Origin of the sequence: Streptococcus sanguinis SK355 (genome assembly GCF_000212855.1) — a bacterium.
GTDB lineage: Bacteria > Bacillota > Bacilli > Lactobacillales > Streptococcaceae > Streptococcus > Streptococcus sanguinis_A.
On sequence record NZ_GL890993.1, the window covers coordinates 1350576 to 1376678 of the forward strand.

Below are 26103 nucleotides of genomic sequence, written 5' to 3' on the forward strand. Positions count from 1 at the left end.
ATGATGGCTCAAATGACAGTACAAATCGTGACACCGGATGGTCTTATTTATGATCACCATGCTGCATTTGTTTCCGTAAAGACCATTGATGGTGAGCTGGGGATTTTACCTCGTCACATCAATACAATCGCTGTTTTAGAAGTAGATCAGGTCAAAGTACGCCGGGTTGACGATGACAAGCATATCGACTGGATTGCGGTTAATGGCGGAATCATTGAAATTGCAGATAATGTCATTACCATTGTGGCGGACTCAGCTGAGCGTGCGCGTGATATCGACATTAGTCGGGCTGAGCGGGCTAAGCTCCGAGCTGAGCAAGAAATCGAAGAAGCACATGATAAGCATTTGATTGACCAAGAACGCCGGGCTAAGATTGCTCTGCAGCGGGCGATCAACCGGCTTAATGTCGGGACAAGATTATAAGAAGCTATTTTACATAGAATTGATGGAAGTCATTGATCATCTGGTAAGATGCTTTCATGAATATAGACTGAATACGCAAAACTGAGGCAAATCTGTCTCAGTTTTCTTTTCCAAAGAAAAAGGGGGGACTATTTAGTTCGTCCCTAACTGGAGTCTTGTGGTATAATAAAAGTTATGGTAGAAGTTATATTTAAATTATGCAGTCATTTGCTCTTTATTTTCTTTGCCTTTCATCTGCTGTCAACGGTTGTTGAGTGGGAGAGGTTTTTCAAGGTTAATGCCGATAATGCGATGAAGATTCGCTTTTTGGTTCTCTTGTTTAGCATTGCCTTGGGCTATTTAGTCAGCCTTTTCTTCATTGGTATTTACGATATGAGCCGGGCGATTTTTAACGGTACTTTATAAGGTCATATTTTTGATTTTATGGTATGATAGTATGGATGATTTTAAAAATTTAGAGTAAGGAATCGGTATGGAAAAAATTATTATTCAAGGTGGAGATAATCGCTTGGTCGGAAAGGTCAAGATTGAAGGAGCAAAAAATGCGGTCCTGCCTCTTTTAGCAGCGACAGTATTGGCCAGCGAGGGCCAGTCAGTTTTGAAAAATGTTCCGGTCTTGTCCGATGTCTTTACCATGAACAATGTGGTCCGCGGTTTAAACACTCAGGTGGATTTTAATCAGGAAGAAAATACAGTTGTTGTAGATGCCACTCAGCCTTTGTCTGAGGAGGCGCCTTACAAATACGTCAGCAAAATGCGGGCGTCTATCGTTGTTTTGGGTCCAGTCCTGGCTCGTAATGGTCATGCTAAAGTTTCTATGCCAGGCGGTTGTACGATCGGCAGTCGGCCTATTGACTTGCACCTGAAGGGCTTAGAAGCCATGGGTGCTCAGATTACCCAAACAGCGGGTTACATCGAAGCGAAGGCAGAGCGGCTCAAGGGGGCCCACATTTACATGGACTTTCCCAGTGTGGGAGCAACGCAAAACATCATGATGGCTGCAACGCTGGCTCAAGGAACGACAGTGATTGAAAATGCTGCTCGGGAGCCTGAAATCGTTGACCTAGCTCTCTTTTTAAATGAAATGGGAGCCAAGGTCAGAGGAGCAGGTACCGAAACTTTGACCATTGTCGGAGTGGATCAGCTGCGCGGGGCTAAGCATAATGTGGTTCAAGACCGTATCGAAGCAGGGACTTTTATGGTTGCTGCAGCCATGACCAGTGGTGACCTGCTGATTGAGGATGCCATTTGGGAGCACAATCGTCCTTTGCTTTCCAAAATGCAGGAAATGGGAGTGGAAGTGACAGAGGAAGATGAAGGGATTCGGATTAGTTCCGATGTTTCGAAGCTGAGACCGGTTTCGGTCAAGACTCTTCCTTATCCGGGCTTCCCTACCGACATGCAGGCTCAGTTTACAGCGCTCATGGCCATGGCCAAGGGTGAGTCTACGATGATTGAGACTGTCTTTGAGAACCGCTTCCAGCATCTGGAGGAAATGCGTCGGATGGGGTTGCACTCTGATATCATGCGTGACACAGCTCGCATCTGGGGTAGCGGCAGTCTTCAGGGAGCTGAAGTCATGTCAACAGACCTTCGGGCCAGTGCGACTTTGATTCTGATGGGCTTGATTGCCGAAGGTGAGACTAAGGTCAGCAAGCTGGTACACTTAGACCGAGGCTACTATAAATTCCATGAGAAATTGGCAGCCTTGGGAGCCAAAGTGAAGCGTGTAAAGGAAGAAGACGATGAGTGAAAATCTTAAATATTTAGGCCGGCAGATTGGCCTTGTTTTACTGGTTCTCCTGGTAGCTGTGATTCTCTTTTTCGTGGCTCTGATGATTGGTTATAATGTTATCGGAAACGGTAAGGGCTCTATCTGGTCACCAGAAACCTGGCAAGAATTAATCGGGAAGTTTACTGGAAACTAGCTCCTAGTTGAAAAGACTGGCTGAAATGAATCCAGTTTGCTAAGTTGAAAGAAAGAAGATGAAAAGAAAGACTAGTCAGAAAAGGAATTCTAAGAGTCTGCAAGGCTGGGCTGGGCTGACTCTGGCCTTGATTTTGGCTCTGGCTGGCTATTTCTGGGGACAGGATGGTCAGCAGCCACTTCAGAGTCCAAATTCAGAAATCAGGGTTGAGCAAGTCCAAGATCAGGGCACTCCTAGTCAGGAACTGGCTGAGAGCGTTCTGACGGATGCTGTCCGAGCTCAGCTCAAAGGCAGCATTGAATGGAATGGAGCTGGCGCTTTTATCGTGAATGGGAATAAGACAGACTTGGATGCGGGGATTTCTAGTAAGCCCTACGCTGACAATAAGACCAAGCTTGTTCAAGGGCAAACCCTTCCGACAGTGGCAAATGCCTTTTTATCCAAGTCTACCCGCCAGTACAAAAAACGAGAAGAAACTGGAAATGCCAACACTTCGTGGGTACCAGCAGGATGGCATCAACTCAAGAACCTCCCTGGTGAGTACAATCATGCTGTGGATCGAGGACATCTCTTAGCCTATTCGCTGATTGGTGGTTTGAAGGGCTTTGATGCCTCTACCAGCAATCCTGCCAATATCGCAGTGCAGACGGCTTGGTCCAACCAAGCCAATGAAACGGATTCGACAGGGCAGAATTACTACGAGACAAAGATCCGGAAGGCTCTTGATAAGAACAAGCGGGTGCGCTACCGGGTAACCTTGATTTATGCCACGGAGACAGATGTAGTACCGGTTGGGTCACATTTAGAGGCCAAGTCCAGCGATGGCAGTCTGGAATTCAATGTCTTTATTCCGAATGTGCAAAAAGGGATTCGCTTGGACTATAATAGTGGCAGGGTCAGTCTGGATAGAGGTTCTTAATTTTATACTCAAAAATGGATTTGCAAAGAGTATTCAATAGTATGAAAAGAAATGGTTGCAGATTTGTAGTCATTTTCTTTTATAATAATAGATAGAAAGAAGGCTAATTTTTCAGTCTTCTTTAAGAAAGCGGTGGTAAAATCAACGTTCTCTTACAATCTAGTAAAGGAGGTTGCGATGGGACTTATTTTTAAAAGCATCCGGTTCCTCATGCGTCTGATTGGGCGCGTGGTTTGGGGACTTGCCTGGTCCTTTGTCCTGAGCTTTATGGTTATTGTCGGAATTTTCTATTTTACCACTTCGACAGAACCGGGTACAGAGGGACTGACGCAGGCTGTTCAGACAGCTGTTGGCAGAGTGGATCAATTTTTAAATAACCAAGGCATTTCCACGGGGCTTCACAGCAGTGAGGAGACGCAAACAGATCAGCTGACAGATGAGCATGCAACAACAGGGGCTCGTTGGGATCAGCCAAGCGCCACGATTTATATTGATACAAATAATGAAACCTTCCGTTCAGCCTATAAGGAGGCCATTGATTCTTGGAATCAAACAGGTGCCTTCACCTTTCAAATCATCAATGACAAAGACAAGGCGGACATTGTTGCAACGGAGATGAACGATGGCAATGTCAGTGCAGCTGGTGAAGCTGAGTCGCAGACTAATCTCCTAACCAAGCGGTTTACCCATGTCACAGTTCGCCTTAATAGTTACTACCTGCTAGACAGTCGCTATGCTTATTCTCATGAGCGGATTGTCAATACAGCGGCGCACGAATTGGGCCATGCTATCGGATTAGACCATAATGAGGAGGAATCAGTGATGCAGTCAGCAGGCTCATTTTACAGTATCCAGCCGACAGATATCCAGGCTGTAAAAGACTTGTATCAATCGTAAGCCTATGTTAAAATCTATTTTTTACTTGATTCGACACTTTCCAGAGCAAGTTTTTCTCTTTGTTTTTAACTCGGGAATCTTTGTCTGGCTATGGAAAAGCGGCAATGAGATTGCCAACCAGCTAGGAGTGACAGCGGCTTGGGAAAATCATGTTCCGGCGCCCATTCAGGTCTTCTTCGGCCAGAATATTGAAGCAGTTCAGGGATTTTTTCACAATTCCGCCTTTATGTGGCTAGTCGGGTCCATGATTATCCTTCTGGTTATTCGTCTGATTAAGGGAATGATTAAATTTGTTGTCTTTGCAGTTCTGATTCTGCTGGGAATTTATCTGATTTTGCAGAATCAATCTATTCTCAATAGTTTTATGTAGAGGCTGGGACAAAAGTCCTAGCCTCTCAATTGTCTTTGGATTGTCGAGCAAGACGCAGTGGTTGAGTGGGCTCTACTACACTGATTTCATCAGCTTTTACAGCCCTACTCAACTGTGCGGAGGTGGGACGACGAAATCGAATTCTAACGAATTACCGATTTCTGTCCCACTCTCTTTTTCTTTTGGGGAGCTGAGTTTGCTTTCTCTTGAATTCTGATAGCTGTGCTTCTGGAAATCTGCTATAATGGTCTTATGATTATTTTACAAGCAAGCAAGATTGAGCGCTCTTTTGCAGGGGAGCTTCTTTTTGACAATATTAACCTGCAGGTGGATGAGGGTGATCGGATTGCTCTCGTCGGTAAAAATGGAGCTGGGAAGTCAACCCTGCTCAAGATTTTGGTGGGCGAGGAAGAGCCTACTTCTGGTCAGATCAATAAAAAACGAGACCTGTCCCTGTCCTATCTGGCACAGGACAGCCGCTTTGAGTCGGAGAATACTATCTACGACGAGATGCTGCTGGTCTTTGATAGTCTGCGTCAGCAAGAAAAACGCTTGCGGCAGATGGAGCTGCAAATGGGAGAATTGTCAGGGGAAGAGCTGACTGCTCTCATGACCCAGTACGATCAGCTGTCAGAGGACTTTCGCCAGAAAGGTGGTTTTACCTACGAGGCCGATATTCGAGCTATTTTGAATGGCTTCAAATTTGACCAGTCCATGTGGCAGATGAAAATTTCTGAGCTGTCGGGCGGGCAGAATACCCGTCTGGCTCTGGCCAAGATGCTTTTGGAGAAGCCAGAACTGCTAGTGCTGGATGAGCCGACCAACCATTTGGATATAGAGACCATTGCCTGGCTAGAGACTTACTTAGTCAACTACAGCGGTGCCCTGATTATCGTCAGCCACGACCGCTATTTCCTAGACAAGGTTGCGACTATCACGCTGGACTTGACCAAGCATTCCTTGGATCGCTATGTGGGCAATTACTCTAGCTTTGTGGTCCAAAAGGAGCAGAAGCTGGCCACTGAAGCCAAGAACTATGAAAAGCAGCAGAAGGAAATCGCAGCCTTGGAGGACTTTGTCAATCGCAATCTAGTTCGGGCCTCCACTACCAAGCGGGCTCAGTCCCGTCGTAAGCAGCTGGAAAAGATGGAGCGTTTGGACAGACCCGAAACCGGCGGTCGCTCGGCCAATATGACTTTCAAAGCCGATAAAGTTTCGGGAAATGTTGTTCTGACCTTGGAAGATGCGGCTATTGGCTATGGTGAGGAAGTCCTGTCAGAGCCGATTAATCTGGATATTCGCAAGTTTAATGCGGTAGCCATTGTCGGGCCAAATGGGATTGGAAAGACAACCCTGATTAAATCACTAATCGGTCAAGTGCCCTTCATCAGAGGCAAGGAGCAGCTGGGGGCTAATGTAGAAGTGGGCTACTATGACCAGACCCAGAGCAAATTGACTCCCAGCAATACGGTACTTGACGAGCTATGGAATGACTTCAAGATGACGCCAGAGGTCGAAATTCGCAATCGCTTAGGCGCTTTCCTCTTCTCGGGAGACGATGTCAAGAAGTCTGTCGGCATGCTATCAGGTGGAGAGCGGGCGCGGTTGCTTCTAGCAAAGCTGTCTATGGAAAACAACAATTTCCTCATCCTAGACGAGCCGACCAACCACCTGGACATTGACAGCAAAGAAGTGCTGGAAAATGCCCTGATTGACTTTGACGGCACCCTACTCTTTGTCAGCCATGACCGTTACTTTATCAATCGAGTGGCCACCCAGATCATCGAGCTTTATGAAACAGGCTCCACCCTTTATCTGGGTGATTATGACTACTATCTGGAGAAAAAGGCAGAGCAGGAAGCCTTGCGTGAGGAGACGGAGCAGGCCAGTCCTGACAAGCCAGCACCTACCAATGACTATCAGCTTCAAAAGGAAAACCAGAAAGAACAGCGCCGTCTGGCCCGTCGCCTCGAACAACTGGAAGCGCAAATCGAGGATTTGGACAGCCAGATCAGTCAGCTTCAGGAAGCCATGGAGGCCACTAATGACGCCGCCGAACTCATGGAGAGCCAGCAGCAAATCGACCAGCTGACCGCTGCCCAAGAAGAAGCCATGCTAGAATGGGAAGAACTAGCGGAGAAGGTGTAGGAGGAGCCAATCGAAGCTGCGCAAAAATGTCTAGTTTCCGTGTAAAATGAGCTCCCCAGAGCTCATAATGCTTAATTCACATGTGAAATCAGCTAAAAAAGAGTAAAAAACGAATTTTTACATGTGTTCTGAGATTTTTTCGAGGAAAATAAACTATTCTTCATGCAATCTAAGTTCTTTTAAAGACAAGTCAGTCCGTCAGATTTTCTGAAAAGCTATTTTGGAGCAAAATGACTCTGTCAGATTTTCTGACGGTTGGTCTGAGAGCAAATCCCGAACTTTCTATTTTCTGACGAGTTCTTTTAGCAGAATCTGCCTTTTCCGATTTTCAGCCGATAAGATTTTGACGAAAAGAGCCTCGTCTGAAAATAAAATCCGAACAAGGGGCGGTGAAGATAGTTTTGAAAGAGCGAATAGCCGAGTTTTCTCAACGATCTACACGCTGGCAATTCTTTTCATGCCTCTTGCGACTTTTCTGATGACTCTTCTGCCGAGTGTCCATACCTTTTCCTTTCTTCTGATTGGTTTCGGAGTGATGGGATTGGCTTTGATTTCCTACCTTTACCAAAAGAGAATACAAAAAGACTAGGCTGGATTTCCAACCTAGTTTGTTTGTATAGTATTTTAGGAAAAGGCAGCAAGCTACAGGCCAGTTCTGCCTGCTCAACATCAATACTGAGAGCAACCGTTTGTCCCGGCTGGACATTGGTACCATAAGTAACTAGAATTTTAGCATATTTGCGTAGGTTTTCTTGAAAATGTGATAGAGTTATGTTTGTTTTCCTTTCTTGTAGGGAAGTAGCGAGTGATATAGCATCTCACTCGAAAGCAACGAATATCTTTTTTATAGCACCCACCACTGATAAAGCGACCAATAGAGAATGTTGGCTATGATGGTGAGGGCAGCTAGGCTGGTCAGGACTGTCAGGAAGAGACGTCCCTTGCTTAATCGGCTTTTGGCCCTAGCTATCCAAGGATAGAGGAGTCCTGCTAGCAGTAAAATTCCCAGTCCAGCGAAGACCATATAGCGCCAAGGTTGCATGATACCAGTCTTGCTGACAGTCATAACAGTAAAGATGAGATAAGAATTGAATCCAACGGCGAGAATAGTAAGCGAGGTCAGATAATTCCAGATTTTCAAATCTACTGGAGTCTTGGCAGGTGTCTTTCTGACCAAACGAATCAGGTCTGTCACTCCGCTGATGACAAGACTGATAAGAGCATAGACCAGCCCGACAAAGAATAAGGCGTACATGGCATAGTCTTTGTAGATCTCAATGTCCGCAATCTTGTAGCTATCTCCGTAGGCATTTGTGATAGTCTCTTGGTTATTCGCATGGCTAAGGACCGCATAGCCTTGAGTGAGGAGAGGATTGTCTGAGTTTTTAGGGGCATAGCTGGTGTATAAAAATCCTCTGGTAATGGATATCGGCCCAGTCTCGAAGTAGCGGGCTTTGCGATAAAAGCCAGGCTGAAAATTTTTAAAGGCTGTTTTGTCAGTCTTTTTCTTGTCTCCGAAAATCAGCTGGGGCATCTCGCTATTATAGATTTGCTCTTGGGATTGATTGGTCATGACGACGTAACCGATACCGTTTTTCAAGTCAAGCAGGATATTGGAGGAGAAGGCGTCGGTATTCCCTCCATGGCCGACAAGAGTCGTGCCGTACTCTTGGGTCCAGAAGCCATGCATGTTGAGCGGTATATCTGTGCCAGGATAGGTGGAGCTAGCTGTGTAAAGAGTTGCCCAGGTTTCCTTCCGCTTAAATAGCTTGTCCTGACTCAGGAGTGCTTGGGCAAATTTTTGGAAATCTGCCATAGTACCGGCGGCCTGACCTGCTGGATAGATGTCCATGTAGAAGTTGGATGCTCCAAGAGACTGTCTTTCTGTACTGTAGCCCTTGTCTTCCTTCCGCTTTTCGCGCACATAATCATTATCTGTAAAGCCTGGTAGGATAGCTGTCTTATCCATGTCCAGTGGCTGGAAAATATGCTTATGGACATAGTCTGAGAAGCTCTGACCGGAAACCTGCTCCACGATATAAGCGGTCAAGGCCGCGCTGTAGTTTGAATAGGCGGTCTTTGTGCCAGGTTCAAAGATTTGGGCAGGCTGCTTAGTTGCTAGGAATTCTTCCATGCTGATGTCATGGTAGTTCATGGCCGCACCAGACTCTTCAAAGCCAGCTTGATGATTCATCAGATCCAGCATGGAAATAGGCTTGTCGTAGCGAAGAGTCTTGAGAAAGTCCTTTGGCAGATAGGTTTTTATGTCAGTTTCTAGGTCTATCTTGCCTTCTTCCCAGAGTTGCATGACTGAGATCCAAACAGTCAACTTGGTCACAGAACCCCATTCAAAAACGCTTTTGTCATCCACTTTGATGCCTTCTTCTTTGTCCGTATATCCAAAGTTGGCATGGTAAATCGTACCGTTCTTGTCAAAGACTGCCGTTGTCATACCGGCTGTTGTCTTTTCATGCTCCTTGACAAAGTCTTGGATTTTCTGCCCAATTTGGCTGCGCTCTATGCCTGATGGCAGCTTTTGTGATTCATCAGCTAATGCAGTGACAGGTTGGAAAATTCCTAGGCTGAGAATAGCCAGAAGCCATAAAAACATTCGTTTTGTCATCATATTCATACTCCTTTTTGACATGTTTCAGATTTAGCTATTGCAGCAATAGATCAAAAGGCCGAGGACTAGGATGATTAAAATAATTAGGAGTTTTGATTTTTTCATAAAAATTCCTTTCTGTTCTATGTAGATAATAATTGGTCATTTTCTAATACTCAATGAAATTCAAAGAGTAAACAGGGAAGCTAGCTGTAGGCAATACTGAAGTACGAAAATTTGGTGCTGATCTAGTTAGAATATAGTGTAAACTATTGGAAAACCCACCATTGATAGAGAGACCAATAGAGGATATTGGCTATCATAGCTAGGGCAGATAGGCTAGTCAGAACTGTCAGACAGACATGACCTCGACTGAGTTTCTCTGATGATTTTTTGAAAATGGGCAGCAGAACAGCAAGGGTCAGTAGGAGTCCTAAGATAGCAAAAACCATATAGCGCCAAGAGCTAACGCCGCTAAAATCATTTTTTAAAACTGCTTGGAAAACCAATAGGAGTTGAAGTGGAACAGCCATGATGCCTAGAGAAGTCAGGTAGCTCCAAACCTTCCAAGAGCGAGGCAGAGTTTTTTTCTGCTTGTGCCAAATTAGATGACTAATGTCTCTAAAAATATTACACAAGATATTTCCCAGAGCAAAAAAGCTAGCAAGGAGTCCTAAGCCTGTGACGGCATAGTCTGTAAAGAGCTCGGAATCAGAAATCTTCTTAAAGTCAGAGGAAGTCAAGGACAGCGTAGTTTGCCCATTTCTATCGTCAATAGTCCAAAATTCATCTTTTAATAAGTCTTCATTCGGACTATTCAGTCGATCAATAAATGGAGGTACAATTTTAGCTATAGACAAGGGGCCACTATTAAAAATTCTGTAGGAAAGATAATATCCAGGACTGAATCGTTCCTTAGTAGCTTCGCTAGCTGTTTTTCGCTGTCCAAATACTAATTCCGGCATATAGAGATTATAGCGTTCTTCAATTGATTGATTGGTCATGACAATCATGCCAACTCCTGACTCAAGGTCCAACAAAAGATTGCTAGAAAATCCGAACGTATGTCCTCCTTGACCTAGAACAGAAACATTATACTTACTTACCCAGAAGCCGTGAGCATTGCGTACTATATCTGTACCTGGATATGTTGAAGTAGCAGTATAAAGGGTTGTCCAAGTCTCTGGACGATGGAAAAGGGTCTCCTTTTTGAGAAGTGTTTGAGCAAACTTTTGTAAATCCTCTAGCGTGCCTGTAGCTCTGCCGGAGGAGTAGAGGCCGAGTTCGGAATTAGCGCTTCCTAAGAGCTTGCCTTCGCTATCGTATCCCTTTGCTTCCTTGCGCTTAGCCTGTACAAAAGCATTGTCAGATAAATCTGGTAAAATGGCCGTCTTGTTCATCTTTAGAGGTTCAAAAATATGCTCGTGAACGTAATCGGAGAAACTCTGACCAGAAATTCGCTCTACGATATAAGAGGCCAAGCCTGTCCCGTAATTTGAGTTAGCTGTGACCGTACCTGGCTCGAAAGATTGGATCGGCTGGTAAAAAGCCAAAATTTCTTCTAGATTCTTGTCGCCATGTAGGTAATTGGGAATCGTATCAAAGCCTGCCTGATGATTCATCAGATCGAGCGTGGTGATAGGCTTTTCAAAACGAAGATTTTTGAGAAAGCCTTCTGGCAGATAGGTGCGGATGTCTTCTTCTAAATCAATCTTGCCCTCCTCCCAGAGTTGCATAGCAGAAATCCAAACAGTAAGTTTAGTCACTGCTCCCCATTCGAATACGCTGTCTTTGTCCACTTTGATACCTTTTTCCTTGTCCATATAGCCGAAGCTGCCTTGGTAGATAGTTCCATTGGTATCAAAGACGGCTGTTGCCATACCAGCAGTGGTCTTTTTGTGCTCCTTGACAAAATCTTGAATTTTCTGGCCGATTTGGTCGCGACTGGCTCCAGATGGCAGCTTTGTTCCCTCCTCGGCTAGCGCTTTAGCTGGGTAGAGAAGGCTGAGAGTTAAGAAACTTAGCATAAAGCATAGGGTCAATTTTTTCATTACGAGATACTCCTTTTCTATCGGTCTTTAGAGACAGAAGCAGACTAGGAACGATCGCCCAGCGTCTTCTACAGAAGAAAGTCCCTTCAAGCAAGGAAAATTTTGTGGAGAACTGACTCGGTTTGTCGGATCTATTGTATTCTCTTCGAAAAACGGCTTAAAATCACATCAACGCTGTCTTGCTGTACTCTGATACTGTCTGTGCTTGCTCTTTAGTTTGCATTGAGTATTAAAATCTCCTCAGCTATGTCTTCGTTGAAAACGAAGTCAAAATACGCTATACTAGGAGCAAATTGTCACTAAGATTATAACCAAGCCAGCAGCCAAGTTCAAGGGAAAACGGCCTTTAGCCTACAAGAGATACTTTTTGGCTGCTTCTGTATACCATTCAAGGAGGACAAAATGGACGGCAAGCAATTGCAGGTGCTGGAAACGAAAGAAATGCTGAAACAGGGACTCTTAACCTTGCTGCAAAGTCAGGATTTCTCAGAAATCTCAGTCACAGATATTATAGAGGTTTCGCAGACTTCCCGACGGACCTTTTACCGCCATTTTCGCAATAAAGGGGCTTTATTGGACTATTACCTTCAGGAGCTGATGAAGGAGTATTTTCGTGTAGAAGAGGATATGCTGAACAAGCCAAACCAGTATGAAGCCTATCTTTATCTTTTTCGTTTTTGGTACAACAAGCGTCAGGAGCTGAGAGGACTGGTTAAGAGTCAGCTTTTTTCCTCCTTTATTTCTGCATGGAATGCCCATTCCCCAGCAGTGCTTCAGCCTTTCTTTAAGGAGCAGATGGATATGCAGCTTTTTAGGATACACTTTCTCATCGGAGGCTACAGTAATGCTATTTGGAACTGGCTGCAAGAGGAAGAGCCAGAGCAGCCAGAAGTCATTACAGACTATTTTTTCAAGATTGTAGGCTATTTCACCTGTGATAAAGATGATTCGACAAGCAAGAAGGAGTAATGGATAAGGGGAAAAAAGATGGCCTGAAGGTTTATTGGTTAGAAAGGGAAGCAGCGATTTCCATTGTTCAAAAAGCAAAAAAACTAGGCTGGAATAATTTCCAACCTAGTTTTCTGTATGGGAATTTTTAAGTGCTTCTTTGGTTTTCTTAAGCTCTTTTTTCAGTGAGAAATTTTTCACCATGCTGATGAGAAAGGTCGTGACAGAGCCTAGGAGCACTGAGACCAAAATCAATATGATTAAGGGGAGTTTGAAGCTAAATAGGATAAAGCTAACATTAACGCTCTGCATATTTGCCAAGGAAATACTGGCAACCAATAGAATGGTAATTAAAAGCAGAATATAATGCAATTTTTCTTTCATAGTGATTCTCCTGTTTATCTATTCAAACTCAGCCTTGCTCTTGATATCTCCGTATTCTTCTGGGATTTCTTGGGCAAGGATATCTTCATAAGCTGCTAGTTTAACATCTGAGCCATACTTGTTTTTCAGAGCAGTGGTCACCAGACGGTAGGCCAAGTTGGCATTGCGGGACAAGATAGGGCCGTGAAAGTAGGAGCCAAAGACATTCTTATAGTGGACGCCTTCATTGCCGTCTTCTTGGTTGTTGCCACTTCCATAGACGACTTTGCCCAGAGGTTTTTCGTCGTCAGAGAGGAAAGTCCGTCCTTGGTGATTTTCAAAGCCGTAGTAGGTTTCGTTGAATTCTTCGTTATGAATCTTGATGTCACCGATATAGCGGTTTTTGGTCTGGTTGAGGGTATAGTGACCCATGATGCCCAGACCTTCGATTCGTCGGCCAGAAGCTTCGATATAGTACTGGCCTAAGAGTTGGAAGCCACCGCAGATAGCTAGCACTACGCCGTTTTCATTGATAAAGCTTTCCAAAGCTTCTTTTTTAGCTGGTAAGTCACGAGCCACGATCGTTTGCTCATAGTCTTGACCTCCGCCAAAGAAGACGATGTCGTAGCTGTCCTTGTCAAAGTCATCTTCTAGAGAGACGATATCGACTTCAACCCTAGCGCCTAGTTTTTCAGCCACATACTTGAGCATGAGAATATTGCCGTTATCGCCGTAGGTATTCATGAGATTGCCATAGAGGTGGGCAATTTTAATATCGTAACGGTAATCCTGGTTTTCAGGAGAAGTGAGGGATCTGTAAACCATTAGTTCATTTCCTTTCTGACCACTTGTCGTTCTGCCAGTAGTTCGCGGAATTCCAGCATAGCAGTATAAGTTGCTAAGATATAGGCATGCTTGGTTTCTTGCTGTTCAATGGCCTTAAATACTGCTTCTAAATCTTTGACTTCAGTAATCTGATCTGCTGGATAGCCGGTTACCCGCAATCGACGTGCAATCTCTGAGTGGCGCACACCACCTGCAATGACATGAGGAATCTCCATCTCTAAAATCTTCTCAAAGTTAGCATCCCAGATCCAGCTGGTATCAATGCCGTCCGCATAGTTGGCGTTGAGCAGGACAGACAAGCTAAAGTCAAAGGGTGCAAGTCCAATCATATCTAAAGCTTGGGTCGCCCCAACAGGATTTTTAATCAAGACTAAGGTACATTCCTTATCGCCGATTTTGAAAGTTTCCTGACGGCCAAAGACAGCTCGGCTCTTGTCAAAGCCAGCCTTGATAGTAGCCGGCTCGACACCAAAGAACTGAGCTACTGACACTGCGGCCAAGGCATTGTAGATATTATAAAGACCACCAATATTGATCTGATAGTCTTGCCCATCAATGGTAAAGGCAGAGCGGTTATGCTCAAGTGTTTTGAGAGCGGTCAGGCTGTAGTCAAGCTTAGGACGCTTGAAGCCGCAGTCCTCACAGATATAAGCCCCCAGATTTGCATAGGTGTTGAGCTCGTATTTGAGGATATGCTCGCACTTGGGACAGAGGATGCCCTCAGTATTGTAGTGAGCCAGCTGAGCCTGGCCTTTCTCGGTATCAAATCCATAGTAGCGAACAGGGTTCTTCAGGCTTACTGAGTTAAAGAGGGGGCTGTCGCCATTCATCAGTACAGTCGCTTCAGGCACTTTAGCTGCAGCATCCAGAATCATCTGGTAGGTCGTGTAGATCTCACCATAGCGATCCATCTGGTCGCGGAAAATATTGGTAAAGACGAAGAGGCTAGGTTTGATATAATCACAAATCCGGGATAGGCTGGCTTCATCTATTTCCAGAACAGCGATATTTTTGCCAGATTTGCCTTTCTTAGCGGTCAGGAAAGTTGTGGTAATCCCGGTAATCATATTGGCACCGCTGGGATTGGTCACCACTTCTCCGAAGGCTTCCTTGAGAATGCCTACTGTCAGAGCTGTAGTCAGAGTTTTACCATTGGTTCCGGTAATAACCACGACCTCATAGTTCTTCGCTAGATTTTGTAAAATGTTTTTATCAAATGTCAGGGCAACTTTCCCCGGCAGAGTCGATCCACGCCCCATTTTGCTGAGAACAAAGTGGGAGGACTTGCCTGCCAAGAGGCCCAATGCTGTATTTATCTTCATAAGAAATATTTTATCATAAAAAAGTAAAGAAGGTTACAGAAAAATATTGACAAACGTGATATAATGGGTTGGTAAGTCTTTAAGCATTAAGACCCACTGTAAAATAAAAAGAGAGAAGTTAATTGAGTGAACTCTAATTACAAGGTAAAATCAAGCTGTGACTAGATTTAATATGTTCGATTTGTTGCTATAGCTGTTTGATTTTGCTTGTACTGGAGTAGGAAGTCTAAGTATGAATTTTCAACAACTAACCAATCTCCAATATTGGGCCAGTTTGTTTTCTGACCCTTGGAGGATTGTAATTAATATTATTGACGTCGCTATCGTTGCATGGATTCTATATTATCTAATCAAGGCCATTGCTGGTACGAAGATTATGATTTTGGTCCGCGGGGTGCTCTTCTTTATCTTGGCACAGTTTTTTGCCAATATCATCGGCTTGACCACCATTTCTTGGCTGATTAATCAGGTCATCACTTACGGGGTCATTGCGGCTGTGGTGATTTTCTCGCCTGAGATTCGGGCAGGATTGGAAAAGCTGGGCCGAGCAACGGATATTTTTTCTGTGACGCCCATCAGTAACGAAGAAAAAATGGTTCAGGCCTTTGTCAAATCTGTTGCCTATATGAGTCCGCGGAAAATCGGGGCTTTGGTGGCCATTCAGGGAACCCGTACCTTGCAGGAGTACATTGCAACAGGGATTCCTTTGGATGCAGATGTGTCCGGAGAGCTGCTAATCAACATTTTTATCCCCAATACGCCATTGCACGATGGAGCTGTCATCATAAAAAACAATAAGATTGCGGCTTCCTGTGCCTACCTGCCTCTGACAGAAAGCAGCGGCATCTCTAAGGAGTTTGGAACCCGGCACCGCGCAGCTATTGGCCTGTCTGAAGTATCCGATGCGTTTACTTTTGTCGTTTCAGAAGAAACAGGTGGGATTTCCACCACGCACAATGGAATTTTCAAGCATGATTTGACTTTGGATGAGTTTGAGATAGAGCTGAGAAAGGTCTTCTTATCAGAGCAGGACAAGCCAGCAGGTTTGAAAAAACGCTTCATGGGAGGATGGAAGAAATGAAAAAACGTAAAAAAATTCTTTATATCATCTCTTCGTTTTTCTTTGCCCTAGTTCTTTTTGTCTATGCAACCTCTAGCAGTTATCAAAACAATACTGGAGTTCGACAGGTCACATCTGAAACTTATACCAATACGGTCTCCAATGTGCCAATTGACATCAAATATGACAGCGAAAATTACTTTATCAGCGGCTTTACTTCTGAAGTATCCGTTGCCCTGACAGGCTCCAACCGGGTCAATCTGGCCAGTGAAATGCAGGAAAGTACTCGGAAGTTTCGAGTCGTAGCTGATCTTTCCAAGGCTACAGAAGGAACAGTAGAAATCCCGCTAAAGGTTGAAAATCTTCCAAGCGGTCTGACTGCTACAGTCACTCCGCAGAAGATTTCTGTTAAGATAGGAAAAAAGGCCAGCAAGAAGGTTGAAGTCCGCTACCTCATCACAGACAGTCAGGTAGCTGAAAATGTGTCTATTAGTGGTGTGACCTTGGAAAATAAGGAAGCTACAGTTACCAGTGACGAGGAGACCCTGTCTAAGATTGAGTATGTCGTAGCCATTCTTCCGACCAATGTCATTATCACTGGCAACTATAGCGGGACAGTACCACTGCAGGCTGTTGATGGACAGGGGAATGTCATGCCAAGCGTGGTGACACCATTTGAAACGACGATGCGTGTCAACACTAAAACAGCAGACAACTCAGGCTCGTCCTCCTCTAACAGCAGCTCAAATACGAGCTCATCAAATAAAAACTAAATAAAATTTTGAAAATAAACTTGGATTAAAGCGGTCTGCCTTGCTTGTAGCCTAAATCTTTACATCCAGGTCTTATGAAAGGAAACTATTTATAATGGGTAAATACTTTGGAACCGATGGTGTTCGCGGAGAAGCAAATGTGGAATTAACGCCGGAATTGGCCTTTAAACTCGGCCGCTTTGGTGGTTATGTTCTGAGCCAGCACGAAAGTGAAGTTCCTCGGGTTTTTGTTGGCCGTGATACTCGAATTTCAGGAGAAATGCTGGAAAGCGCCTTGGTTGCAGGACTTTTGTCCGTTGGGATTCATGTTTATAAGCTGGGTGTCATTGCAACGCCTGGTGTGGCTTATCTGGTCAAGTCAGAGAAGGCCAGCGCAGGAGTCATGATTTCTGCCAGCCACAATCCAGCTTTGGATAATGGGATCAAATTCTTTGGTGGTGACGGCTATAAGCTGGATGACGAGCGTGAGTTGGAAATCGAAGCTTTGTTGGACGCAGAAGAAGATACCTTGCCACGTCCAAGTGCAGAAGGATTGGGTGACTTGGTAGACTATCCAGAAGGACTGCGCAAGTACCAACAATACTTGGTTTCAACTGGTTTGGAACTAGAAGGAATGCATGTAGCCTTAGATACGGCCAACGGTGCAGCTTCTACCAGTGCCCGTCAGATTTTTGCAGACCTTGGTGCACAGTTGACGATTATCGGAGAAAATCCAGACGGCCTCAATATCAATCTGAATGTCGGGTCTACGCATCCAGAAGCTTTGCAGGAAGTTGTTCGTGAGTCTGGTGCAGCGATTGGTCTGGCTTTTGATGGAGATAGCGACCGCTTGATTGCAGTAGATGAAAATGGTGAGCTGGTAGACGGTGACAAGATTATGTACATCATCGGTAAGTACCTGTCTGAGAAAGGCGAGCTGGCGCAGAATACCATTGTTACGACTGTCATGTCCAACCTAGGCTTCCATAAGGCTTTGGATCGCGAAGGTATCCAAAAGGCTGTGACAGCAGTTGGTGACCGCTATGTAGTAGAGGAAATGCGCAAGAATGGTTATAATCTTGGTGGCGAGCAGTCTGGACATGTTATCATCATGGACTACAATACGACAGGTGACGGCCAGCTGTCAGCTGTGCAATTGACCAAGGTCATGCAGGAAACAGGTAAGAAACTATCCGAATTGGCTGCTGAAGTAACCATCTATCCGCAGAAACTGGTCAATATCCGTGTGGAAAACAGCATGAAGGATAAGGCGATGGAAGTTCCAGCTATCAAGACGGTGATTGAGAGAATGGAAGCCGAAATGGCTGGCAATGGCCGGATTTTGGTTCGTCCGAGTGGAACTGAGCCTCTGCTGAGGGTCATGGCTGAAGCACCAACTGACGAAGAAGTAAATTATTATGTAGATACCATTGCCAATGTTGTTCGAGATGAAATTGGAATAGACTAATAAACGTAAAGAAACTGAGACATAACGTCTTGGTTTTTTTACATTTGTGTGAATATTTAAACACTTTGACACAAAATGTTGATAAATTGCAATACTCTTGGTATAATAAGCTATGAAAGGAGCATAAAATGAAAGATAAGAAGACGATCATTCTTAAAATTTTAATCTTGTTAACGGCTATTGTTACAGGTATTGGTTTTGCTGCTAGGACTCAGGCTGCTGAGGTAACAGACTATACTCAACAAACCAGTATCACTAAAAATGGTGTGCCATTAACAAGTGACTCAACGGTTATGACTAATGAAACTTTGTCCGTAACAACTAGTTTCACATTCCCGTCATCTCAAACTATCGCTGAAGGGGACACCCTCACTTTCTCACTGCCACAGGAATTAACCCTGATTACTCCCTTAAACTTCCAAGTATCTGATGTTGTCAATCACAAGGGAGAAGTAGTCGGAAAAGCTCAAGCGAATCCAGCGACTCAGACGGTTACGGTAACGTTTAGTAATTACTTTACTAACTACACCGAACAAAAAGAAATGTCCCTGACTTTTAATGTACGAGTTAATAACGACAAGGTGCAAAATTCAGGGCCAGTTTCCTTCAAATTTGGCCAGACAGATTTTTCTTTCCAATACGAAAAGGTAGAAGGAACTGCTGGTGAATATGAAATGAAATATGGTTACCAAGACAGTAGCGATCCAAAGATTGTCAAATGGCGCATTATCCTGAATGCAAGACAAGACATGCTTCGTAACATGGTGATTTCAGACAACTTTGGCGATGGTCTGACACTGGTACCAGGTACACTGCGCGCAGTTCGTTATGCTCCTGTAGAAGGTGGTATCCGCAATGAAGCGCACTTGCTGACTCTGCCTGTTTTGGATAACTTCACTAACAAGGCGGTTCTTACGCAAAATGCTAATGGTGATGCTAATGGCTTTACCATCAACTTTGGTGATAACTACAATTGGCCAATGTACATCGAGTACTCTACTCGCGTACCAGATGGTGTTCAAGTAGGCGATGTGGTTAACAACACCTTGTCTTGGACAGCTAAAGGCTTCCCAGAGCGTACTATTACTAAGTCAGTCCGCTTAGAAGATGGTTCTGGTAAAGGAAGCGGATTGTTGGCAAAAGACGTAATGATTAAGGCTCAGAAGAAGCTTGTTAACAAAGAATTAGAAAAGGGTCAGTTTACCTTTGGTCTCTTTGATGAAAACGGTAATTTGCTTCAAACAGTGACCAATGAAGCGGATGGATCTATCAACTTCAAGGCTTTAAACTACAGTGCTGCTGGTACTTACCGCTACAGCATTAAGGAAATCCCAGGAAACGATCCTAACTACGTCTATGATGACAAGGAAGCACAGCTGACAGTTACTGTAACAGATGTTAATGGTGAGCTTTTGGGCTCTGTCAAGTATGACTTGGATCCGGTCTTTACAAATACCTATAGAGGTAATGATCCAGGCAAGTCAGTTCAGCCACCAACTCCTGGCAATAACAACAATCCAAACAACAACCCAAACAATAATCCAAATAACACCCCAGGCAATGGTAACAATACCCCTGGTAACAGTTCCGACAATCCAAAGGGTGGAACAGACAATCCAGGGAATGGAAATAACAATTCAAACAATGGTACCAATGATCCGGGTGCTGCAGGAGGCAACAAAAAAGTTCTGCCTAAGACTGGTCAAGAAACTACACTTTGGCTGTCGGTTGCAGGTTTGGCAATCTTAGTTGGCTTTGGAAGCTATGTCTTTCTTCAAAAAAAGATTAGATAAAATTCAAAGGTTTTAAGAGTTTTCTCTTAAAGCCTTTTTGCATGGTTTTCCATTTGAAAAAACGGAGCAATCGTGTTAGAATAGACCTAGTAATTTTTAAAGGATAGAGGTGTTATCGTGGCTTTTGGAGATAACGGACAACGCAAAAAAACAGGATTTGAAAAATTGACGATGTTGGTAGTGATTATCATGCTCATCGTGACGGTCGGAGCAATCTTTGCTTCTGCTCTCAGCGCAATCTTTTAATCCAAACGCTTCAGGGCGTTTTTTTAGACTAGAAAAAGAGAATAGAAAAAATGAGTATGTTTTTAGATACGGCCAAGATTCAAGTCAAGGCTGGCAATGGTGGCGATGGCATGGTGGCCTTTCGCCGTGAAAAATATGTTCCTAATGGCGGTCCTTGGGGTGGCGATGGCGGTCGTGGCGGCAATGTTATTTTTGTTGTAGACGAGGGTCTTCGTACCCTGATGGATTTTCGCTACAATCGCCATTTCAAGGCTCAGTCTGGTGAAAAGGGCATGACCAAGGGCATGCATGGTCGTGGCGCTGAGGACTTAATTGTTCGTGTACCTCAGGGAACGACGGTTCGTGATGCGGAGACTGGCAAGGTGCTGACGGACTTGGTAGAAAATGGTCAAGAATTTATCGTAGCTCGTGGTGGCCGAGGCGGTCGTGGAAATATCCGCTTTGCGACGCCTAAAAATCCTGCTCCTGAGATTTCTGAGAATGGAGAACCAGGTCAAGAGCGTGAGCTTCTGCTGGAGCTCAAGGTCCTAGCAGACGTTGGTCTGGTCGGCTTCCCTTCTGTCGGGAAATCCACTTTGCTTAGTGTCATCACAGCAGCTAAGCCTAAGATTGGTGCTTATCATTTTACGACAATCGTGCCCAATCTAGGTATGGTTCGCACTCACTCTGGAGAGTCCTTTGCGGTGGCGGATTTGCCAGGTTTGATCGAAGGTGCCAGTCAAGGGGTCGGACTGGGAACTCAGTTTCTCCGTCATATTGAGCGGACACGGGTTATCTTGCATGTTATCGATATGTCAGCTAGTGAGGGACGTGATCCTTATGAGGACTATCTAGCTATCAATAAAGAGTTGGAATCCTACAACCTTCGTCTCATGGAGCGTCCGCAGATTATTGTTGCTAACAAGATGGACATGCCAGATAGTGCTGAAAATCTCAAGATATTCAAAGAGAAATTAGCGGCTAATTATGACGAGTTTGCGGACTTACCGCAAATCTTCCCAATTTCCAGTCTGACCAAGCAGGGACTTGCGACGCTCTTGGATGCGACCGCAGAATTATTGGATAAAACACCAGAGTTCTTGCTCTATGATGAGTCTGAAATGGAGGAAGAAGCATACTATGGCTTTGACGAAGAAGCACCAGCTTTTGAAATTTCTCGTGACGATGATGCGACTTGGGTGTTGTCAGGTGACAAGCTGGAGAAACTCTTTAATATGACCAACTTTGACCGCGATGAAGCAGTCATGAAATTTGCCCGTCAGCTTCGTGGTATGGGAGTTGATGAAGCCCTTCGCGCTCGCGGAGCCAAGGATGGAGATCTGGTTCGTATTGGCAAGTTTGAGTTTGAATTCGTTGACTAAGAAGGAGGTTTGCAATGGGTGATAAACCGATATCCTTTCGCGATGAAAATGGGAATTTTGTCTCTGCAGCCGACGTCTGGAATGCAGAAAAGCTAGAAGAGCTCTTTAATAAACTTAATCCCAAACGCAAGCTGCGTCTGGAAAGAGAAGCATTAGCGAAAGCGGAAGAAGAATAAGACTTTCGCTTTGGGAACAAAAAACGCTGGGAAAGATTTCTCAGCCTTTTTAAATCTTAAAAAGTGGGTTCTGATAGGTAAGTAGATTTCCTTTTAGCTTCTAAGGATCTCATCAATGAAAAAATGGAAAAAGGCAAGGCTTATCAATCTGTCGTGGCCATTGCTTGCTATTTTATGGTATAATGAAAAAAATAAGTAGGAGAAGTGATAATTATGGCAAAAACGATTCATACAGATAAAGCACCAGCAGCGATTGGACCCTATGTGCAAGGAAAAATTGTCGGCAACCTTTTGTTTGCGAGTGGGCAGATTCCTCTGTCTCCTGAAACTGGGGAAATCATTGGGGCGACTATTGAAGAGCAGACCCAGCAGGTGCTGAAAAATGTTTCAGCTATTTTAGAAGCTGCTGGAACAGACTTTGATCATGTGGTCAAGGCTACTTGCTTCTTGAGTGATATCAATGATTTTGTGGCCTTTAATGAAGTTTACAAAACAGCTTTTACAGAAGCATTTCCAGCTCGGTCGGCAGTAGAAGTGGCTCGCCTGCCTAAAGATGTGAAAATTGAGATTGAGGTTATTGCCGAGATTCTCTAAAAAAGAGCAGGGGAAAACAGCTCTTTGACGGATTCTATCTGATGAAAGGATTATAATGTCTGAAAAGAAGATTAAACTTGTCATTGTGACTGGAATGAGCGGAGCAGGGAAAACCGTAGCCATCCAGTCCTTTGAAGACTTAGGTTATTTTACCATTGATAATATGCCGCCAACTCTGGTGCCGAAGTTCTTGCAGTTGGTCGAAGGAACCACGGACAATGATAAATTGGCTCTGGTTGTCGATATGCGCAGCCGTTCCTTCTTTATGCAAATCCAGCCTGTTTTGGATGAATTAGAGCAAAATGAGAACATTGATTTCAAGATTCTTTTCCTAGATGCGGCGGATAAGGAGCTAGTGGCTCGTTATAAGGAAACGCGTCGCAGTCATCCGCTGGCAGCTGATGGTCGGATTTTAGATGGGATTAAACTGGAGCGCGAACTCTTAGCCCCTCTGAAGAATCTCAGCCAAAATGTTGTAGACACAACAGATTTGACACCGCGGGAGCTTAGAAAAACGATTTCTGAACAGTTTTCCAATCAAGATGAAATGCACAGTTTCCGAATTGAAGTCATGAGTTTTGGTTTCAAATACGGTCTGCCTTTGGATGCAGACTTGGTCTTTGATGTGCGCTTTCTGCCTAATCCCTACTATAAACCTGAGCTGCGCAATCAGACAGGTTTGGACAAGGATGTCTTTGATTATGTCATGAACCATGCCGAGTCAGAAGAATTTTACCAGCATCTGCTGGGCTTGATTGAGCCAATCTTGCCGGGCTATCAGAAGGAAGGCAAGTCTATCCTGACCATTGCTGTGGGTTGTACGGGTGGTCAGCACCGCAGTGTAGCCTTTGCTCAGCGCTTAGCAGATGATTTGGCTAAAAATTGGCCAGTCAATGCCAGCCACCGCGATAAAAACCGTCGGAAAGAAACGGTGAACCGCTCATGAGGAAGCCAAGAATTACAGTCATCGGCGGTGGAACAGGGATTTCTGTTATTTTAGACAGCCTACGTAAAAAGGACGTAGAGATTACAGCCATTGTCACAGTAGCAGATGATGGAGGCAGTTCTGGTGAATTGCGGAAAAACATCCAGCAGCTGACTCCACCGGGTGATTTGAGAAATGTCTTAGTAGCCATGTCTGACATGCCAAAGTTTTATGAGAAGGTCTTTCAGTATCGCTTTGCTGAAGGAGACGGCGTTCTAGCGGGGCATCCCTTGGGCAATCTGATTATTGCCGGTATTTCTGAAATGCAGGGCTCAACCTATAACGCCATGCAGCTTTTAACCAAGTTTTTCCATACAACAGGTAAAATCTACCCTTCTAGTGACACCCCTCTGACTCTGCATGCTGTGTTTACAGATGGGACAGAAGTTGTCGGTGAAAGCAATCTGACCAGTAAGAGCGGAATGATTGAGCGGGTCTATGTGACCAATACCTACGATGATAAGAAGCCTGCTGCCAGTAAAAAGGTGGTTGAGAGCATCTTGGAGAGCGATATGGTGGTTCTGGGGCCGGGTTCACTATTTACCTCTATCTTGCCTAACCTCGTTATCGAGGAAATTGGCCAAGCGCTTCTAGACACCAAGGCAGAAGTGGCCTATGTCTGCAATATCATGACCCAACGCGGCGAAACAGAGCATTTTTCAGACAGCGATCACGTCCAAGTTCTGCACCGTCATTTAGGCAGGAAGTTTGTAGATACAGTCTTGGTCAATATCGAACCTGTTCCTCATGAGTACATGGACAGCAACCAGTTTGACGAATATCTGATACAGGTGGAGCATGATTTTCAAGGACTGCAGGAGCAGGTTCCGCGCGTTATTTCTTCGAACTTTCTGCGTTTGGAAAATGGCGGAGCTTTCCATGATGGTGAGCTGGTCGTTGATGAATTGATGCAGATTATACAGGTACGCAAATGAGCTTTACAGTAAAAGTAAAAGAAGAACTGCTGAGTCTGGCAAGCAGAGATAAAAATGAGCTGTCAGCCATGATCAAGATGTCTGGCAGTCTGGGCTTGGCCAGCAGTGGTTTGACCCTGTCTGTTACAACAGAAAATGCCAAGATTGCCCGCCATCTCTATGAGTTGCTGTCGGACCTTTATCAGGTCAAGTCAGAAATCCGCCACCATCAGAAGACCAATCTGCGCAAGAACCGTGTATACACAGTATTTCTGGATCAGAAAGTAGAAGAAATCCTTTCTGACCTGCACTTGGCTGACTCCTTTTTTGGTATCGAGGCCGGGATTGACCAGGCCATTTTGTCAGATGACGAAGCTAGCCGGGCCTACCTTCGGGGGGCCTTTCTCTCAAATGGCAGCATGCGGGAGCCAGACTCAGGCAAGTACCAGCTGGAAATCCTGTCCGTTTATCTGGATCATGCTGAGGATTTGGCTGCCTTGATGCGGCGTTTCCTGCTGGATGCCAAGACCATTGAGCGCAAGAAAGGGGCTGTCACTTATCTGCAGCGGGCTGAGGATATCATGGATTTTCTCATTGTCATCGGTGCTATGGAAGCCATGGCTGAATTTGAATCTCTTAAGCTCATGCGGGAAGCGCGCAATGACCTCAACCGCGCTAATAATGCTGAGACAGCCAACATCGCCCGTACGGTCACAGCTAGTATGAAAATCATCAATAATATTGCCAAAATCAGCGACAATATCGGCATTGAGAGTCTACCTGTAGACCTGCAGGAGGTAGCCCAGCTTCGTATCCAACATCCGGACTACTCCATCCAGCAGCTAGCTGATAGTCTGAGCCGACCTCTGACTAAGAGCGGTGTCAATCATCGCTTGAGAAAAATCAATAAAATCGCAGATGAATTATAAAAGCTGCTGAGCTTGAGCTCGGCAGCTGTTTTTTATAGGCTTGTAGAATGTTTAGGTTGGACTTTTTGCTCAGGATAGATATGGTTAATGGCATTGTTGACAGCAGTAGGTGCCTCACCTAGCCCAGTTGCAATCAGGTCAATCTTCCCCTCGTAGCTGCAGCAGTCTCCGGCTGCATAGATACCTGGCACAGAAGTTTCTTGCTTGCTGTTGACCAAAATCTTGTGACGGTTGAGCTCCAAGCCCCAATCTTTGAGATTGCCGACAGAGGATTTAAAACCGTAGTTGACAAAGAGATGATCAAGAGGCAGAAGCTGACTTTCCTCTCCCTTGACTTGGCTGATTTCCAAGTGGGTAATCTTGCCATTTTCGCCGACTAATCGACTCGGAACAAATGGTGTCTTAATCTCAACACTAGAAGCCTTGAGTTCTTCCACACTATGCTCTAAAGCCCGGAAGTTATCCCGACGATGAACCAGGCTGGTTTCTGCAATCTTTTCAAAAGCTAGCGCCCAGTCAACAGCCGAGTCGCCGCCGCCCAGAACAACAACCTTTTTGCCAGCGTACTGACTGATGTTTGAAACGTGATAGTGAAGGTTGCTGTAGCTTTCAGCATTATCCAACTCTAAGACCCTCGGTTTAAAGGCGCCACCACCCATAGCGATGATGATGGTTTTGGTCTGATGCTGGGCTTTAGAAGTTGTGATGGTGAAGCCATCATCAGATTTAACGATATCCAGAACCGTTTCATTGAGGCAAATCTCAGTCTGGAAAGTTTCCAGCTGCTCAATCAGACGCTGTGTCAACTCTTCGCCACTTAGATTGGTAAAGCCTGGTACATCCAGAATCTTCTTTTCTGGATAGAGAATAGCCGGCTGACCGCCCAGCTGAGGCAGGGAATCAATGATTTTAACCTTGGCTTGGCGCAAATGAGCGTAAAAAGCTGCGAATAGGCCAACTGGACCGCCACCGACAATCGTAATATCATACAGTTCAGACATAATC

General features: G+C 44.8%; 26 protein-coding genes and 2 pseudogenes. 21 read left to right on the top strand and 7 right to left on the bottom strand.

Features of this window, described 5'->3' with window-relative positions:
- The 9 genes and pseudogenes from HMPREF9389_RS04680 to HMPREF9389_RS12235 form a co-directional block, all read left to right on the top strand.
- Positions 1 to 423, top strand: a complete 423-nt coding sequence (locus tag HMPREF9389_RS04680) for a F0F1 ATP synthase subunit epsilon (protein WP_002929907.1) — start codon at positions 1 to 3, stop codon at positions 421 to 423.
- A gap of 174 nt (positions 424 to 597) precedes the next feature.
- On the top strand, positions 598 to 828 hold the full coding sequence (locus HMPREF9389_RS04675; RefSeq protein ID WP_002929908.1) for a DUF1146 family protein: 231 nt from the start codon (positions 598 to 600) through the stop codon (positions 826 to 828).
- A gap of 67 nt (positions 829 to 895) precedes the next feature.
- Positions 896 to 2176, top strand: coding sequence for a UDP-N-acetylglucosamine 1-carboxyvinyltransferase (gene murA, locus HMPREF9389_RS04670; RefSeq protein ID WP_002929909.1), 1281 nt, complete (start codon positions 896 to 898; stop codon positions 2174 to 2176).
- Positions 2169 to 2351 carry a DNA-directed RNA polymerase subunit beta gene (locus HMPREF9389_RS04665; RefSeq protein WP_002917490.1) on the top strand — a complete coding sequence of 61 codons (183 nt, stop codon included), beginning with the start codon at positions 2169 to 2171 and terminating at the stop codon, positions 2349 to 2351. The genes murA and HMPREF9389_RS04665 overlap by 8 nt, the downstream gene beginning before the upstream one ends.
- A 58-nt stretch (positions 2352 to 2409) precedes the next feature.
- Complete coding sequence (locus HMPREF9389_RS04660) at positions 2410 to 3270, top strand: DNA/RNA non-specific endonuclease (protein ID WP_002929910.1); 861 nt, start codon at positions 2410 to 2412, stop codon at positions 3268 to 3270.
- Between the two features lie 177 nt (positions 3271 to 3447).
- The gene (locus HMPREF9389_RS04655) at positions 3448 to 4167 is read left to right on the top strand and encodes a matrixin family metalloprotease (protein WP_002929911.1); all 720 of its coding nucleotides are present in this window, start codon (positions 3448 to 3450) and stop codon (positions 4165 to 4167) included.
- Positions 4168 to 4171: 4 nt separating this feature from the next.
- Positions 4172 to 4537, top strand: coding sequence for a hypothetical protein (locus HMPREF9389_RS04650; RefSeq protein ID WP_002906927.1), 366 nt, complete (start codon positions 4172 to 4174; stop codon positions 4535 to 4537).
- Between the two features lie 252 nt (positions 4538 to 4789).
- Positions 4790 to 6685 (top strand): ABC-F family ATP-binding cassette domain-containing protein, encoded by a 1896-nt coding sequence (locus HMPREF9389_RS04645; protein WP_032906465.1) that lies wholly within the window; start codon positions 4790 to 4792, stop codon positions 6683 to 6685.
- Between the two features lie 418 nt (positions 6686 to 7103).
- Positions 7104 to 7274 (top strand): annotated as a pseudogene (locus tag HMPREF9389_RS12235) (MFS transporter); the annotation flags it as partial.
- 58 nt (positions 7275 to 7332) lie between these two features.
- Here HMPREF9389_RS12235 and HMPREF9389_RS11745 read toward each other — a convergent pair.
- The 3 genes and pseudogenes from HMPREF9389_RS11745 to HMPREF9389_RS04635 all read right to left on the bottom strand — a co-directional run.
- Positions 7333 to 7458: pseudogene (locus HMPREF9389_RS11745) on the bottom strand (aminopeptidase); the annotation flags it as partial.
- Between the two features lie 71 nt (positions 7459 to 7529).
- Positions 7530 to 9308 (bottom strand): serine hydrolase domain-containing protein, encoded by a 1779-nt coding sequence (locus HMPREF9389_RS04640; RefSeq protein ID WP_032906707.1) that lies wholly within the window; start codon positions 9306 to 9308, stop codon positions 7530 to 7532.
- A 251-nt stretch (positions 9309 to 9559) separates the two neighbouring features.
- Entirely contained in the window at positions 9560 to 11341 is a 1782-nt protein-coding gene (locus tag HMPREF9389_RS04635) for a serine hydrolase domain-containing protein (protein WP_002929916.1), read from the bottom strand.
- Positions 11342 to 11743: 402 nt separating this feature from the next.
- Here HMPREF9389_RS04635 and HMPREF9389_RS04630 point away from each other — a divergent pair, with 402 nt between their 5' ends.
- A complete protein-coding gene (locus HMPREF9389_RS04630; protein WP_002929917.1) occupies positions 11744 to 12310 on the top strand; it encodes a TetR/AcrR family transcriptional regulator in 567 nt (188 codons plus the stop codon).
- Positions 12311 to 12415: 105 nt separating this feature from the next.
- Here the strand turns inward: HMPREF9389_RS04630 and HMPREF9389_RS04625 are convergent, their stop codons facing one another.
- From HMPREF9389_RS04625 to murT, 3 genes are read right to left on the bottom strand one after another with little or no spacing between them, the layout of a single operon-like run.
- Positions 12416 to 12673 carry a LapA family protein gene (locus HMPREF9389_RS04625; RefSeq protein ID WP_002929919.1) on the bottom strand — a complete coding sequence of 86 codons (258 nt, stop codon included), beginning with the start codon at positions 12671 to 12673 and terminating at the stop codon, positions 12416 to 12418.
- Positions 12674 to 12691: 18 nt separating this feature from the next.
- Positions 12692 to 13477: a lipid II isoglutaminyl synthase subunit GatD gene (gatD, locus tag HMPREF9389_RS04620; protein ID WP_002929920.1), complete on the bottom strand. Its 786-nt coding sequence runs from the start codon at positions 13475 to 13477 to the stop codon at positions 12692 to 12694.
- The gene (gene murT / locus HMPREF9389_RS04615; RefSeq protein ID WP_002929921.1) at positions 13477 to 14820 is read right to left on the bottom strand and encodes a lipid II isoglutaminyl synthase subunit MurT; all 1344 of its coding nucleotides are present in this window, start codon (positions 14818 to 14820) and stop codon (positions 13477 to 13479) included. The genes gatD and murT overlap by 1 nt, the downstream gene beginning before the upstream one ends.
- Before the next feature lie 232 nt (positions 14821 to 15052).
- Between murT and cdaA the strand changes: the two genes are divergently transcribed.
- The 11 genes from cdaA to whiA all read left to right on the top strand — a co-directional run bounded on the left by cdaA (position 15053) and on the right by whiA (position 25098).
- A complete protein-coding gene (cdaA, locus tag HMPREF9389_RS04610; RefSeq protein WP_002929922.1) occupies positions 15053 to 15901 on the top strand; it encodes a diadenylate cyclase CdaA in 849 nt (282 codons plus the stop codon).
- The gene (locus HMPREF9389_RS04605; RefSeq protein WP_002929923.1) at positions 15889 to 16653 is read left to right on the top strand and encodes a YbbR-like domain-containing protein; all 765 of its coding nucleotides are present in this window, start codon (positions 15889 to 15891) and stop codon (positions 16651 to 16653) included. The genes cdaA and HMPREF9389_RS04605 overlap by 13 nt, the downstream gene beginning before the upstream one ends.
- A gap of 94 nt (positions 16654 to 16747) precedes the next feature.
- Positions 16748 to 18100 carry a phosphoglucosamine mutase gene (gene glmM / locus HMPREF9389_RS04600; RefSeq protein WP_002929924.1) on the top strand — a complete coding sequence of 451 codons (1353 nt, stop codon included), beginning with the start codon at positions 16748 to 16750 and terminating at the stop codon, positions 18098 to 18100.
- A 128-nt stretch (positions 18101 to 18228) separates the two neighbouring features.
- Positions 18229 to 19893, top strand: a complete 1665-nt coding sequence (locus tag HMPREF9389_RS04595) for an Ig-like domain-containing protein (RefSeq protein WP_002929925.1) — start codon at positions 18229 to 18231, stop codon at positions 19891 to 19893.
- A 117-nt stretch (positions 19894 to 20010) separates the two neighbouring features.
- On the top strand, positions 20011 to 20139 hold the full coding sequence (locus tag HMPREF9389_RS11750) for a DUF4044 domain-containing protein (protein ID WP_002895969.1): 129 nt from the start codon (positions 20011 to 20013) through the stop codon (positions 20137 to 20139).
- A 50-nt stretch (positions 20140 to 20189) separates the two neighbouring features.
- Entirely contained in the window at positions 20190 to 21500 is a 1311-nt protein-coding gene (obgE, locus tag HMPREF9389_RS04590; protein WP_002929927.1) for a GTPase ObgE, read from the top strand.
- 14 nt (positions 21501 to 21514) lie between these two features.
- Positions 21515 to 21676 (top strand): hypothetical protein, encoded by a 162-nt coding sequence (locus HMPREF9389_RS12160; protein WP_002895966.1) that lies wholly within the window; start codon positions 21515 to 21517, stop codon positions 21674 to 21676.
- A gap of 213 nt (positions 21677 to 21889) precedes the next feature.
- Positions 21890 to 22270, top strand: coding sequence for a RidA family protein (locus tag HMPREF9389_RS04580; protein ID WP_002929929.1), 381 nt, complete (start codon positions 21890 to 21892; stop codon positions 22268 to 22270).
- Positions 22271 to 22325: 55 nt separating this feature from the next.
- Entirely contained in the window at positions 22326 to 23216 is an 891-nt protein-coding gene (rapZ, locus tag HMPREF9389_RS04575; protein ID WP_002929930.1) for an RNase adapter RapZ, read from the top strand.
- Positions 23213 to 24190, top strand: coding sequence for a YvcK family protein (locus HMPREF9389_RS04570; protein WP_002929931.1), 978 nt, complete (start codon positions 23213 to 23215; stop codon positions 24188 to 24190). The genes rapZ and HMPREF9389_RS04570 overlap by 4 nt, the downstream gene beginning before the upstream one ends.
- Complete coding sequence (gene whiA / locus HMPREF9389_RS04565) at positions 24187 to 25098, top strand: DNA-binding protein WhiA (RefSeq protein WP_002929932.1); 912 nt, start codon at positions 24187 to 24189, stop codon at positions 25096 to 25098. Before HMPREF9389_RS04570 ends, whiA begins: the two co-directional genes overlap by 4 nt.
- A gap of 32 nt (positions 25099 to 25130) precedes the next feature.
- Here whiA and HMPREF9389_RS04560 read toward each other — a convergent pair whose 3' ends face one another.
- Entirely contained in the window at positions 25131 to 26099 is a 969-nt protein-coding gene (locus tag HMPREF9389_RS04560; protein ID WP_002929933.1) for an NAD(P)/FAD-dependent oxidoreductase, read from the bottom strand.
- Positions 26100 to 26103 lie beyond the last annotated feature (4 nt).